This window comes from Pseudoalteromonas umbrosa (assembly GCF_030125375.1).
In the GTDB taxonomy this organism is placed as follows: Bacteria; Pseudomonadota; Gammaproteobacteria; order Enterobacterales; family Alteromonadaceae; genus Pseudoalteromonas; species Pseudoalteromonas umbrosa.
The window spans coordinates 317,237-331,726 of sequence record NZ_JASJUU010000007.1; the positions used below are offsets into that span (position 1 = coordinate 317,237).

General features: G+C 42.8%; 11 protein-coding genes. 4 read left to right on the plus strand and 7 right to left on the minus strand.

What is annotated here, in order from left to right; translation table 11 throughout:
* Positions 1–97: 97 nt before the first annotated feature.
* On the minus strand, positions 98–2,110 hold the full coding sequence (locus QNM16_RS20955; protein WP_284022225.1) for an SUMF1/EgtB/PvdO family nonheme iron enzyme: 2,013 nt from the start codon (positions 2,108–2,110) through the stop codon (positions 98–100).
* Positions 2,111–2,321: 211 nt separating this feature from the next.
* Here QNM16_RS20955 and QNM16_RS20960 point away from each other — a divergent pair, with 211 nt between their 5' ends.
* Positions 2,322–3,224, plus strand: a complete 903-nt coding sequence (locus QNM16_RS20960) for a 1-aminocyclopropane-1-carboxylate deaminase/D-cysteine desulfhydrase (RefSeq protein ID WP_284022226.1) — start codon at positions 2,322–2,324, stop codon at positions 3,222–3,224.
* On the opposite strand, the gene QNM16_RS20965 is transcribed toward QNM16_RS20960, so the two are convergent.
* The 4 genes from QNM16_RS20965 to QNM16_RS20980 all read right to left on the minus strand — a co-directional run bounded on the left by QNM16_RS20965 (position 3,216) and on the right by QNM16_RS20980 (position 8,521).
* Complete coding sequence (locus QNM16_RS20965; protein WP_284022227.1) at positions 3,216–4,862, minus strand: EAL domain-containing protein; 1,647 nt, start codon at positions 4,860–4,862, stop codon at positions 3,216–3,218. The two genes, QNM16_RS20960 and QNM16_RS20965, sit on opposite strands and share 9 nt — an antisense overlap.
* A 773-nt stretch (positions 4,863–5,635) precedes the next feature.
* The gene (gene ssb, locus QNM16_RS20970; protein ID WP_063361360.1) at positions 5,636–6,304 is read right to left on the minus strand and encodes a single-stranded DNA-binding protein; all 669 of its coding nucleotides are present in this window, start codon (positions 6,302–6,304) and stop codon (positions 5,636–5,638) included.
* A 110-nt stretch (positions 6,305–6,414) separates the two neighbouring features.
* On the minus strand, positions 6,415–7,779 hold the full coding sequence (locus QNM16_RS20975) for an MFS transporter (protein WP_284022228.1): 1,365 nt from the start codon (positions 7,777–7,779) through the stop codon (positions 6,415–6,417).
* 52 nt (positions 7,780–7,831) lie between these two features.
* Positions 7,832–8,521 carry a substrate-binding periplasmic protein gene (locus QNM16_RS20980; RefSeq protein WP_284022229.1) on the minus strand — a complete coding sequence of 230 codons (690 nt, stop codon included), beginning with the start codon at positions 8,519–8,521 and terminating at the stop codon, positions 7,832–7,834.
* A 418-nt stretch (positions 8,522–8,939) separates the two neighbouring features.
* Between QNM16_RS20980 and uvrA the strand changes: the two genes are divergently transcribed.
* Both uvrA and QNM16_RS20990 read left to right on the plus strand, forming a co-directional pair.
* Complete coding sequence (gene uvrA, locus QNM16_RS20985; protein WP_284022230.1) at positions 8,940–11,759, plus strand: excinuclease ABC subunit UvrA; 2,820 nt, start codon at positions 8,940–8,942, stop codon at positions 11,757–11,759.
* A gap of 70 nt (positions 11,760–11,829) precedes the next feature.
* A complete protein-coding gene (locus QNM16_RS20990; protein ID WP_284022231.1) occupies positions 11,830–12,879 on the plus strand; it encodes a hypothetical protein in 1,050 nt (349 codons plus the stop codon).
* Between the two features lie 40 nt (positions 12,880–12,919).
* Here the strand turns inward: QNM16_RS20990 and QNM16_RS20995 are convergent, their stop codons facing one another.
* A complete protein-coding gene (locus tag QNM16_RS20995; RefSeq protein ID WP_284022232.1) occupies positions 12,920–13,309 on the minus strand; it encodes an acyl-CoA thioesterase in 390 nt (129 codons plus the stop codon).
* Between the two features lie 29 nt (positions 13,310–13,338).
* Here QNM16_RS20995 and QNM16_RS21000 point away from each other — a divergent pair, with 29 nt between their 5' ends.
* Entirely contained in the window at positions 13,339–14,055 is a 717-nt protein-coding gene (locus tag QNM16_RS21000; RefSeq protein ID WP_237138057.1) for a 2OG-Fe(II) oxygenase, read from the plus strand.
* A 7-nt stretch (positions 14,056–14,062) separates the two neighbouring features.
* Here QNM16_RS21000 and QNM16_RS21005 read toward each other — a convergent pair whose 3' ends face one another.
* Positions 14,063–14,434 (minus strand): YacL family protein, encoded by a 372-nt coding sequence (locus QNM16_RS21005; RefSeq protein WP_284022233.1) that lies wholly within the window; start codon positions 14,432–14,434, stop codon positions 14,063–14,065.
* Positions 14,435–14,490 lie beyond the last annotated feature (56 nt).

Here is a 14,490-nt window from a genome sequence, read left to right on the forward strand (position 1 = left end):
TTAACTAAGCCGCAGTAATTGTCACTGCGGCAAAAATAATTAAGTCTACAAAGTGCTAACTGCACTTTAGCTGAATGCGCCCAACTCGGCGCATTATTTATCTTTCACGAACCAATCTAAAACCGATATAATTAGCTCTAAAATCAGGCGCTAAAGCTAGGCGTGTTGATACCCTAGCCAAGCTAGGTGCAAAGTTCCATGCACCGCCTCGCACCGTCACATCTTCTTGAGAAGCACGCTTTTGCGTCCATTCCCAAACATTGCCGACGGTATCATATAAACCATAGTTATTTGGTGAAAACTCACCAACTGGGGATGGACTTTTATTTGACCACTCACTGCCACACCACCCACAATTTGCCAGCCCTCTACCAATCTCATTACCCCAAGGGTATTCTGAACCTGTTCCGGCTCTGGCTGCATATTCCCACTCTACTTCATTTGGCAGACGGTATTGAATACCTTGCTCCGCAGATAACCAGTTTGCATATGCTTTTGCATCTTCATAGGTAACACAAACTACAGGGAAGTTTTCCGCTTGCTCAAAACCTGGATTGCTCCAATTGTATTCGCTTTCCCAAATAGGCTCGCCATTTTTGTAATGTGCACACCCAGTGCCTTTTTCAGCTTCTGTTTGATATCCCGTGCTAGCAATAAACTGTCTAAACTCTGCTACCGTCACCTCATTGCTTTGCATCGCATAGGAGTGACTGAGCACTTTCTCCACCACTGGGCGCTCATTAGCAAGTCCATTACCTGTTAAGTCACCCATTTGGAATGTTCCTGCAGGAATAATCACCACTTTATTTTCAATCAAGTTAGGCGTCACTGATTTTTGTACAGTGCTTGGACGCTCTACTTGCTCTCTTTGCGGTGTCGGTGCAGCAATCGACTCAGGCTTTTTTATCAATTTGGCATTTATCGTTCGCGCACGCCTTACGTCAATTCTAGCTTTATAAGACTCATAACCTAATTTACGGATCTCAATGTCATAAGATCCTGTAGGAACACTGACAACTAGCTTAGTAGAACCATAACTTACGCCATCAATAAATACTTCATCATCATAAACATTAGACCGTAAAGTAAGATCAACCTGCCTGTCTTGAGGTGCTTGTTGAATGACTTGTGATTTAATTTCTGTCTGTGGTTGCAATGCCGCTACACTAGGCACACTTGGTTTGGGTTTATCAAGCTCATCTTTAAAAGTAAGCTGGCTGTCACTGAATGTCGTTGGGTAACTTGCTTGATAACCTACAGATAATGGCGTGCCGTACTCGCTACAAAAGCGATTATCCAGCGCTAATAAGCCACATAAGCGGCTATTATTGACGTCACCGCGCATCGTCACACTTAGATTAACGCTATAATTACCCTGACCGCTGAATGCACTGCCAATCACATGGCTGCTCACTACCTGTACTTGCGCACCAGCTAAGTGCCTCTTCGGCTCTACAATTCGTTGTTCTGTTAGGTTTGCAAATATCTGATCAATAAAGCGTTTAGTTGCTTTTTGTAGACCTAATTGCTGACCCCTTTGCTCACACGCAGCAAGCGTTTCTGTCCGCTTACAGTTAATAGTGTGTTCGACTTCTAATGTGCCTTCACGGGTAAACTCGTTGCGTAGCCGCTCTACTCGCGCTGTGCTTAATTGATCTTTTAAGCTCGCAAGCGTATTAACTAGGGTGTGTTTACTGACGCGAATTTGCTCTATATCTTTGCGGTGCGATGCTATGGCCGCTAACTGCATCGCAATATCTTCTTTATTCGATTTATGATCAGCAACAGACTGCTGATACCTCATCTGCGCAGCTGAAATATCAATAGAAGGATCATCAATCAATCGACGATATAAATCATTCATGGCGTCGAGTGCCTGATTCTTTTCTTTATCCAACTCTGTTGAGTTGGTCCTCAACAATTCAAGTTGTGATTGTAAACGGGCTTCTTCAGCCACGTGCTTGTCTAAAATCTGAGTATATCTATCTAACTCAGCCTGTTTTTCGGAGCGCTCTGACTCGATAGCTGTCACAGTCGCAGTATCTTGTGCCCAAACACTTACAGACAATAAGGCGGCAGAGACAAAAAGAGATAAAGGAGCAATTCGCATATATTCCATTCCCAACAGCGGCAGTTGTTTTGGTCTTTGTTATTTTTGATGTTTTAATGCTCAATGCTATGTACTTACGAAGTAAAACACAAGCCTTGCACAATTAATATCTGAGTTTACAACTATTAGTCACGTACTTACCAGTGTTCTGAGCACATTTTCATGAAATAATAACCTCAAAGCGTTTATTTACAGATAAATCAAAAATCAAATGAAGACTTCAGGCCACTTAGAATCACCTCTACAGTCAATTAGGCATCCTTTATTAGAAGCCAAAAAAATAAAATTGCTGGTAAAAAGAGATGATCTTCTTCATCCCACCGTGCAAGGAAACAAGTGGCGAAAGCTTAAATATAATCTTGAAGAACTTAAACGCCAGCAATGCCGCTCTCTTGTCACCTTTGGTGGACCTTTCTCAAATCACTTATATGCAACAGCCATGGCCAGTAAGCTGTTCAATATCCCTGCGGATATTATTGTGAGAGGCCCACACCTTGATGCAGCAAATCCAACTATCCGCTTTGCCAAAGCATGTAACGTCAACCTACATCCCGTCACTCGAATAGAATATCGACAACGTCATGATCCTGATTACCTTGCTCTGCTCAAAAAGCGATTTCCCAATGCTTTTATCATACCTGAAGGTGGTAGTAACCAATTTGCTTTGCAAGGCTGCGAAGAATTAGCACGCTCTTTACCTAAAAGTGACTATGTTTGCTGTGCTGTTGGTAGCGGTGGAACGCTAGCCGGTATACTTGATGGACTTAACCTCTCCGTAAAGCTTATGGGGTTTGCAGTACTAAAAGGGGCTGAGTATTTAAATGAAGAAGTCGTGAATCTAAACCCAAAGGCAATGGCTCAAAAAAATTGGCAAATACTGACGCAATTTCATGGTGGGGGTTATGGTAAATTTTCACACGCACTTTGGCAATTCTGTCAAACAATGCGGCGTGATTATAATTTGCCTCTAGAGCCTATCTACACAGGCAAAATGATGTATGGACTTTGGCAATTGATTGAACAAGATCACTTCCCAAAACACAGCCGAATTATCGCCATACATACAGGAGGTCTACAAGGCTTAGACGGTCTTCGCTATCGTGAGTTAATTTAAGCTGTTTTCCAGTTCTAACAAGGGCGCACTGAAAAAATACCCTTGCGCACCATCAACACCAAGGCGCTTGATACAGTTAAACTCATCTTGCGTTTCTACACCCACCGCATAAACCGGCACTTGCAATTTTCTGGCTTGACCTACTATCTGCTTAACTACTGCACGCCGCTTAGCGCATCCATTAATACCGTGAATGAGCTCAAAGGCCAACTTGATGCCCTTTACACTATGCAGCCTTTGCAGTTGAATAACATCTAATGGTTTATTAACGTGATCCAACACCACATTAGTACCCAGCAGTACCAGCGAAGAAAAAAACTGCTCAAAGTATTCTTTATGTTGATAATAGTCATTTATCATCAGTTCCAGAGTTACATCACTTGCTCGGCCTGAATCCTTCAAAGCCCCTATCAGCCAGCTTAAAAATACACTATTGGACCAGTTCACTACATGTAAATTAACACTCACCGAAAAACCTCTCGGCTCTTTAGATAAAACTTTTAATGCTTGTTTAACAATGGCCTTATCGAGTTCAACTAAATGCTCATTGTGGTGTATCTTATGAATAAATTGCCCCGCAGTGATCAAGCCTAGCGTTTTATGCCTAACACGTAATAACGCTTCACTTTGGATAACATCTTGTGATTTGAACTCAAATAATGGCTGACAAAAAAGTACAAATCGCCCAGCGCGGATATCTTCCATTATATGCACTTCCGCATCGAGTAAACTCGATGCTAACGTATAATTTAGTGGAAGCATATGTATATGTTGCCAAACATGATTTTGTGCAATACTTAAAGAAGATCTAGCAATTTGATACACTTGTGTTTGGTCAGCACCTTCACCATAAAAACATGCACCGCACTTAACCGCACTACGTGATAAATCTCCACGAAAGGCAAGTAATGCTTGATATACAACTTCATGTAAGCGTTTGATCGCTTGCTCAACTTCATTCTTACTTAACGCACCAAGTGTGACGGTCAAAGTGCCTGAAGATAGATATTTAGCAGAACAATATTGGTACTTATTGAAACACTTCGCCAAAGTAACACTAAAATGGCTTTGTGGTTCAATATGCTTCGGCAGCTCACAGCGCCACTTAAACATCGCAAACATCGTCACTTGTTGCTCTGTTGTAACAGGTATTCGCGCTGCAGCCTCCTCTTTATCACCTCGTTTTTTAGGCGTATTTAGCTTGTTCATCTGGCGACGCTCTACATAGCGTTTGCGCTGATTTACATATAAAACACCAAACCCAGCCCCCACTCCAAAAATAACTGTGTTTATCCAAATACCCCACGTTAACCCTCTACTAATCATTTGAGTTGGGTACATGTTCATTGACTGTTCGCCAACTTTAAAATGATACGCCGAGGAGAACCATGAAATGAAAACATCATTACTAGGGAAAACACTAAAGCCATGTTGTTTAGCCAACATGCTGAGCTCTTGAGGGGGTATAGAAACAATATAATAAGACAACTGCGTATCTAAGCCCTTCGCTTCTTCATCAATCCAAGTGTTGGTCGATTGTATCACCACTAAATTACTCACTATGAGCAATATACTCCAAGCAAACAAAAACACGTACTCACGTTTGGCGATGTGTTTAGTTAGCGCGAAGTGAAACATAATACTGGCTGCCATCAAGGAATCTGATTAAAGTTTTGTTCAATCTATTACAAAACTCAAGGCAACCTAATTAAGATTCCCAAAAGCCGCTGATCTTGAATGTATTATTTTTTAGGATAATAAATGAAACAGGTAGCAAAAAGACCATGAAAGAGCTCACTACTTCTGAGCGTCATAACGAACCACAATTTTGGCCTGAGTTTCAAAGCTATTTCCCTATGTACAAATGCTCACATACTCTATTTATGTTATCTCAATACGCTTAACACAACTCTGGTTATGGCTTAGTCATCATAATGTAGTAAAAATACGAAAACTACATTTAATTGCTACCATACAATATCTGACAAAATAAGTTTTTTAAGTGAGCTCGAATAAATGCTCATGCTTGCATTAATTGCTCTTGAAGATGAGCGTATAGTGAATCTCAGCAGAGAGAGGCAAACACTCATCGAGGTTGGCGAACTTTAACAAGGACACAATGCACTTCGGCGCGCTAAACAGGCTACAGACACTTTATTGTAAGGCATGATTGACTTTTAAAACTAACACCGACCTCTTTTAAAGTTGTACACCATCGAAGTAACCTATGGAGCAAACAGTTACTTTGATTACCCCAACTTATATTTGGAAAGTTAAACCCTTCAATTTCATGTTGGAAGCTTTTCACTGCTTTATTAACTAAGCGCTTAATCATTACCTTTCTAATAACATTAAAAAAGCCGCTATTTAGCGGCTTTTAAGTTTTCAAATAACTTTATATTTGTCTTTGATCAGAATGGAATATCGTCGTCAAAGTCAATTGGTGGCTCCATAGGGTTAGAAGCACTACCTTGCTGCTGAGGTGCAAAGCCACCTTGAGGCTGTCCACTCTGCGCAGGTGCACTTTGAGATTGTCCACCACCAAAGTTATTATTTTGCGGCTGAGGCGCACTTTGCTGAGGCGCTTGTTGCTGTGGTGCAAAGCCACCCTGCTGTGCTGCAGGTTGTTGACCATATTGCTGCTGATTATTTTGCTGAGGCGCAAAACCACCACCTTGCTGCTGTCCGTAACCGCCTTGGTTACCGCCAGATTGATATTGACCACCTTGCTCATTGCGGCCACCAAGCATTTGCATTTGACCGCCCATGTCTACGACGATCTCAGTTGTATATTTGTCTTGACCACTTTGATCGGTCCACTTACGCGTTTGCAAACGACCTTCAATATATACTTGTGAGCCCTTACGTAAGTATTCACCAGCCACTTCAGCTAATTTACCGAATAACACAACTCGGTGCCACTCAGTACGCTCTTGCAGCTGACCTGTGTTTTTGTCTTTCCAACTATCTGTGGTTGCAATACTAATGTTCGCTACACCGTTGCCGTTAGGCATATATCGAACTTCAGGATCTTGGCCTAGGTTACCTACCAAGATTACTTTATTCACACCGCGTGCCATGGCACCCTCTCCTCACACAATTACAAGCATTGCTTAGTTTAACTCTCTCTAACGATTGTATACCGATTGCGCTTCGAATTCGACTCCTCATCGCGCCTCGTTCCTCGTTATTAAGAATATAAAATTTGCTTCGCTTGGTTTAAATCAAATTTACTTTCATCCACTTTTAAATAAGCGCGATTTTCTTCACTGACCACAGTCGCCTCTAGCACGCCCGGTAATGTAACTAGTTTATCAGCAAGTGTTTGTGCATGCTGAGGTTTATCGAGTTCTGTTACAAAGCTCAACGCTTTACTACGTGGAGGGACTTGCATGCGCCATGCAATAGCCAGCCATATTACCCCAATTCCTGCTGCCGCAGCAAATACAGTTTGCGTCTCATAATTCTGTGCTAAATAACCGCCAAGAACACCACCTAAAAAGGCACCTAAAAACTGCCCAGAAGAAAACACCCCCATGGCAGAGCCTTTTTGATTTGCTGGTGAAATACGAGAAACAAGTGCAGGCATGGTCGCTTCTAAGAAGTTAAATGCAATAAAGTACAGCGTCATTGACAGTGCTATGCCCCACAACGAGTCAGACAGCCATATCAGTAATAAAGTACTGACACTCAGCATGGCAACAGCGCCTAAAAACACCTGCTTTTCTTTTTGTTTCTTTATTGCGATCATCATCATAGGTGCCATCAAAACAAACGCAAGTATCAATACAGGAATATATATTTGCCAATGAGATTGTGCATCTAGCCCGTCATCAATCAATTTCGCGGGTAACACAACAAATAATGTAGTCAGCGTCAGGTGCAACATTAATACACCAAGATCTAAACGTAGTAATTGCGGGTGCTTAACTAGATTTTTAATATCGACCAGTGACGCAACCGTGTCACCTTTAGGTGCTTTATGCACCGCATTAGGCACCACAAACAAGACAATTAAGATGCCGACCACAGCCAATATCGCGGTCAACCAGAAGACCCCTGCAATACCAAAAGCAGCGGCAACCATAGGGCCGACTAACATGGCTACAGCAAAACTCAGCCCGATGCACATGCCGATCACCGCCATCACTTTAGGTCGCTGTTCATCACGACTTAAATCAGATGCAAGCGCAAGCAAAGCGCTGGCAATAGCGCCCATTCCCTGTAGCGCTCGACCCGCTGTCACCCAGTAAATAGATTCCGCGGTAGCAGCAATGACAGAGCCAATTGCAAATACCACAAGACCGCCAATAATGATTGGTTTGCGGCCAAACTTATCTGACAGCCATCCCATTGGGATCTGTAAAAGCGCCTGTGTTAAACCATACGCACCAATAGCCAGTCCAATCCAAAGAAGCGAAACATCTTCGAATGAATCACTATAGATCGCCAATACTGGCATCAGCATAAACAAGCCGAGCATGCGAAAAGCAAAGACTCCCGCCAGTGAAAAAGCGGCGCGTTTTTCAATTTGGTTCAAAGATTGATTGGACATAAAGTAATGTAAAGTCAAACAGTAAAAAATCGCGAGCTAGTTTAGCAAAAACTCAGTCTAACTGATATTTTTTTAATATTTCACTAAACCGCCCAGTTTTATTCAGTCTGTTATACGCGCTGACTAAGTGTTCTAGTTGCTTGTCAGACACACTTTTTTTACTAAATGCAAAATAGACCGGTGATTGGTTCACTACCAGCGGTGCGATTTTTATGGTCATAAAGTCAGGATGATTTGTTGACTGAAAAATAATATTAAATTTTTCTTCCAAAAAACCGGCTATACGCCCGTGTTTGAGCAAACTAAGCTTGGTTTGATTATCAGGGACAAAGATAAACTGGGTTTCATCGCCTAACCGTTTACTATACCTTTCAGTAAAAGTGCGCCCGTAAAATGCACCTTGTTGTATCGCAACAGGAACGGGTAAAGAAAACAAATCATCCATGCTGTCAACGTCAAACATGCGTTCTGCATTCATTGCGAACACTATGGTTTCCATGCGCTGAGGACCCACAAAATAGGCAAACTCTGTACGCGCTTGCGTGCGGGTAACGCTGAGTACTAAGTCAATATTACCCGCTTCAAGCATTTTCAATGAACGTCCCCATGGAATACTGACGAACTTATAACTACATCCCGCCTCATCCAATAAGGCTTTGGCAAAATCAACATCCATTCCGTGCCAGCCCTTTTCTTCATCCAAACGAGATTGCGCAGCGTAATTTTCAAATCGCACCGTCATTTCGCATGCCCACAAAGGTGGAAGAAAAAAAAGACTCAAAAGCAAAAAACGCACTTGCACCACTCAGTAGGTGATATTCAAAAATAAGTTTAGTTGTTTATTTTTGCAAAAGCTTAATTTTGTATGTCGGATGCGCTAACATGCGCGCTTATTCCGTCTATTCTTGCAATCAACCTCAGCGAGTGAGCCAGTACATGGCTTAGCACGTATCAAGGGTGGAATAACCGCAGCTTTTAGTATACTGTATGTGTATACAGCTACCCATAATTTAGTTTGCAAACCCTAAGCGTGATCACCTAGGTTAATTAAGTACGTATCAAAGAACATACATTTCACAACTGTGAAATAGCAAACACCATAAAACGGGGTGTACGTACCAATAATGGTTGCAAGCACATGAGATTCACATAAGGCCACTATGGATAAAATAGAAGTAAGAGGTGCGCGTACGCACAACCTCAAAGACATCTCTTTAACTATCCCAAGAGACAAGTTAATTGTTATTACTGGACTGTCTGGTTCAGGAAAATCTTCTCTTGCTTTCGATACGTTATACGCCGAAGGCCAAAGACGCTATGTCGAGTCTCTTTCCGCTTATGCAAGACAGTTTTTATCCTTGATGGAAAAACCCGATGTTGATCACATCGAAGGACTTTCTCCGGCTATCTCCATCGAGCAAAAGTCTACGTCGCACAACCCACGCTCAACAGTGGGCACTATTACTGAGATCTACGACTATCTAAGATTGTTATTCGCCCGAGTCGGTGAGCCGCGCTGTCCAACACATGATCTGCCACTTAAAGCGCAAACAGTCAGCCAAATGGTAGATACCGCACTTGCTCAACCTGAGGGCAGCAAACTCATGCTACTTGCACCTGTGGTGAAAAACCGTAAAGGTGAGCACGTTAAACTTTTGGAGCAGCTTGCCAGTCAAGGCTTTATCCGAGCACGTATTGATGGAGAGGTATGCGATCTCTCTGATCCACCCACTTTGGAACTCCACAAAAAACATACTATTGAAGTTGTTGTTGACCGCTTTAAAGTAAAAGATGGCCTACAACAGCGATTAGCCGAGTCCTTTGAAACAGCACTTGAATTAGCAGATGGTATTGCGCAAATCGCCAGTATGGATGATCCGGATGCAGAAGATTTAATTTTTTCTGCCAACTTTGCCTGCCCAACCTGTGGCTATGCCATGACCGAGTTAGAACCTCGCCTGTTTTCATTTAATAACCCAGCAGGTGCGTGCCAAAGCTGTGATGGCCTAGGTGTAAGACAGTATTTTGATCCCAATCGCGTCGTGCAAAACCCTGAGCTTAGCCTTGCAGGTGGCGCGATCAAGGGCTGGGATAAACGCAGCTTCTACTATTTTCAGATGCTGACGTCGGTTGCGCAACATTACGGATTCGATTTAGACATTCCGTTTGGTGAGCTCCCTGCATCCGCACAAAAAGTCGTATTAGAAGGCTCAGGTAAAACGAAGATCGCATTTAGTTACCGAAATGATCGCGGGGACCTAATTACTCGCAACCATGAGTTTGAAGGCGTTTTAAATAATATGAATCGCCGTTATCATGAAACTGAATCTACCTCAGTACGTGAAGAGCTTGCTAAATACCAAACCAGCCAAGCCTGCCCTAGCTGTAATGGCTCGCGACTGAGAGAAGAAGCGAGACATGTATTTATTGGTGATACCAATCTACCGGTCGTGACCACCATGAGCATTGGCGAAGCATGTCAGTTCTTTGAAGATCTCACTTTATCAGGCCAAAAAGCACAAATCGCAGAAAAGGTACTCAAAGAGATCCGTGACAGACTGTCATTTTTAATTAACGTTGGTCTGAACTATCTCTCACTCGAACGCAGTGCCGATACCCTATCAGGGGGTGAGGCGCAAAGGATCAGGCTGGCAAGTCAAATTGGTGCAGGTCTGGTAGGCGTCATGTACGTCCTCGATGAGCCTTCAATTGGCTTACACCAAAGAGATAATGACAGACTTTTGAGTACACTTACACATCTTCGTGATTTGGGTAATACGGTTATCGTAGTTGAACATGACGAAGATGCTATTCGCGCAGCCGATCACATCATCGATATTGGTCCAGGCGCTGGTGTACATGGCGGCCATGTGGTTGCTGAAGGCTCTCGTGATGACATCATTGCAAACAAAGACTCGTTAACAGGCCAATACTTGGCGGGTACCAAGCAAATTGTTGTGCCACAGGAGCGTCACCAACCAAACGATAAATGGTTAGAGCTCTTTGGAGCCACAGGGAATAACTTAAAAAATGTCGATTTAAAGATCCCATTTGGTTTGATGACTTGCGTCACAGGTGTATCTGGCTCTGGTAAATCAACACTGATCAACGATACCCTTTACAAACTTGCACATCGCGCGTTGAACGGTGCAACCGTGTCAGAACCCGCACCGCATAAAGACATTCAAGGCTTGGATCATTTTGATAAAGTCATCGACATTGATCAAAGCCCAATTGGCCGCACACCTCGTTCTAATCCAGCAACATATACTGGGATCTTCACCGCGATCAGAGAGTTGTTTGCTGGTACTCAAGAGGCACGCTCTCGCGGTTACAAAGTTGGTCGCTTTAGTTTTAATGTGAAAGGCGGACGCTGTGAAGCCTGTCAGGGTGACGGCGTATTAAAAGTTGAAATGCACTTTTTACCGGATGTGTATGTCCCTTGTGATGTATGTACAGGCAAACGCTACAATCGTGAAACACTTGAGGTACTTTATAAAGGTAAAAACATTCATGAAGTACTCGAGATGACCGTGGAAGATGCACGAGAGTTCTTTGATAAGATCCCAGCGATTAAACGCAAGCTACAAACATTGATGGATGTTGGCTTGTCTTATATCCGACTTGGTCAAGCTGCAACAACGCTATCAGGTGGTGAAGCTCAGCGAGTTAAGTTAGCAAGAGAGCTTTCGAAGCGTGATACAGGTAAAACCCTATATATTCTTGATGAGCCAACCACAGGTTTGCACTTCCATGATATCCAACAATTATTGGTAGTCCTGCACCGTTTACGTGATCATGGTAATACCGTGGTTGTGATCGAGCATAACTTAGATGTGATCAAAACTGCGGACTGGATTGTCGATCTTGGCCCTGAGGGTGGTTCAGGTGGCGGGCAAATTTTAGTATCAGGCACACCAGAAGACGTCGCGCAACACCCGCAATCGCACACTGGTCGTTATCTTAACCCTATGTTATAACTAACCAGTCGCAGTGGTAATACATTCACCACTGCGACTTAGTTTTAAACAGTAGGGAATTAAAATAACAATGAATCACCCCGCATGGACCAAAGTTAAGCAAACAGCCAAAAAGATCAGTGCCCCTTTCGAGCGCTTTTGGCACTCACTAAATACACCTCAAAGACTTTACTTCTCGTCCCTATTTATCAGTGTCTATGCCATTATCTTTGCTAACCAAGACAATACTGGCTGGTTTAACTTGGTAGCAGTACTGGTACTGTGTGCCATGATCTACGAGTTTTGGCCAAAATTTTTAGTATTTTGGGAAAGCTTGCCAGGTAAAGCGATTATTTTACTCTTTTATGCCTTTATCGCTAACTATGCATTAGTGCAAGCCGCTGGCATGATCAATGACATTACAGGTGTCAGTTCAGATCCCCTGCCCTACAGTCACAACCTCAGTGTACTGCTCTCATTGCCAACCTGGTTTTTTCTCACCACCATCGTACTGCTGTTGCTGTTGCAAATTATTCAGCCGTTATATTTGTTAGCGCTGATATTATTGAGGCCATTTGGTCTGCACCGTATTTGGCAACCTATCGATTACAAATTCCCTGTCACCACTGGGCTATTACGCTTTATTTTTAGCTTATTTATTCTTGTACAAGTCGCTAACCTGTTATCACATACAGGCTTGTCTGGCGGTGTAAACCAATTTCTCAGAGGGTGGTTTGAAATCATTAGTAACCAACCAGTTACTGTTGCAGTGTCAAATAATGAAACTCCGCAAACCAATGAAGTTAGCCTCTTAAAAGTTGAGCCCACAGAGAACGTTGAGGAAGATCCTGACTTTGAAGCGTTTAAAGTGAGGATCTCAACCGTCAGTGAAAACACGGTTAAATACGAAACCCATTTAAAACGTATATTGGCGCACTTTATTTATGAATATGAAGCAGACTCGCGTTCGCGCTGTGAGCATGTGCCCGGGACACGTATCATAGAGTTAAATGATTATGAGATATTGCAAATCACCAAATTGGATGATGCCAATACCTTATCGAGCTACCAATACGATGTGCTCCCTTGTATTTCTGCAGCGCTGGGGCATCAATTTAAAACACACATTACCACCAAGTAACCCTTAGATGGCGCTGTTTACGCAGCGCCACACGACCGCTTTACAAAAGATACGCGGACAGTGCCTCGCGCTCAGCATCACTTAAAAGCTGAGAAGACTTGCTTGCAAAATCATAACGCACCATAACTGTACGCCCTTCCGCGCAGCATTCACCGTGCTGCCAAGCTTGCTGCAAAATCACAAAAGAGCTATTTCCTAGCTTTTCAATCATGGTTTTTACTGCTACTTCTTGGCCATAAAAAAGCTCTCCTTTGAAGACAACTTCTACCTTGGCGACAATCAGTTTCCAGTTATGTGGATTTAAATCAGGTGTAAATATTTTGAAAATAGGTGCTCTAGCAGCTTCAAACCACACAGGGAGTACGGTATTGTTTATATGGCCAAGCACATCGGTTTCACTAAAGCGTGGCATGATTTTTTCTGTAAGCATAATAATTCTAATAACCTTTGAGGATTGAGATGACTGATTTTATTCGCGTTTATGACAATGCACTCAGTGCAGAGTTTTGCAACAAATTTATGCAAACCTTTGATGAAAGTCCACATTTAGCTCAAGGACAAACGTCTGGCGGCGTCGATCTCAGCAAAAAAGTCAGCCAAGATTTGTATCTCAATAATCACCCTGAATACCAAAGTCAACTGCGCGAAATTGAACAAGCCACCTCAAAATATTTATTTGAATATATAGAAGAGCACTTTTTTATGATGCTTGGAGCATTTGGCTTGAATGTCTATCATCCGCAAACAGGCCAGCCAGTCAATCTAACTATGGATAACTTCGAAGAAATCGGTAAACCGCAGCTGCCTATCTTGACACAGCAGCTGTTTAGATTAGGACCCATTCAGGCACAAAAATATCCAGTTAACAAAGGCGGCTACCCATATTGGCACAGCGAGGTTTACCCACAGCTCCATCATAATGAAGCACTACACCGTGTACTGTTATTTATGTTTTACCTTAATGATGTGGAAGATGGCGGAGAAACCGAGTTTTTCTATCAAAATAAAAAACTTGCCCCTAAGCAAGGCAGTATGGTGATTGCACCGAGTTACTTTACCCATACACACAGAGGCAACATGCCTTTATCCAATGACAAATATATCTTAACCTCTTGGGTATTATTTCAAAGAGCTGAGCGTCTATACGGTGCACCACCGCAAAACGCCACCGCTTAAAAGAGACTTATCTTCGGCCCTGTGTAAACGCTTGCCAATCTAGCATCAGGGCTTGAAAGTCTTCAAAGCCGCACCCAGCGACAAGGCCATCTTCGTCTAATTCTAAAAAGTCATCCTCATACCGAGATAAATCAACATCATTTTGATACAAAGAGTGCGCTTCAAACAGGGCTTCGTCTTTAGATAAGATCAAACGGACTTCCCGTCCTTCTATACGGATCTCATCCTGACTACTGACGATACTTTCCATTTGCTCGACAAAGGACTTTACATCGGCAATCGCCAGCTCTTCATTAAGCCAGCGCCCAACTAACGCATGCTCCTGTGACATTCGCACACGATAACCTGTGATTGGATCTCTAATAAACTGATATTCCATACTACTCATACTCACACTGGACAGTATTTTATTATATCGCGGAATAACCTCAAATG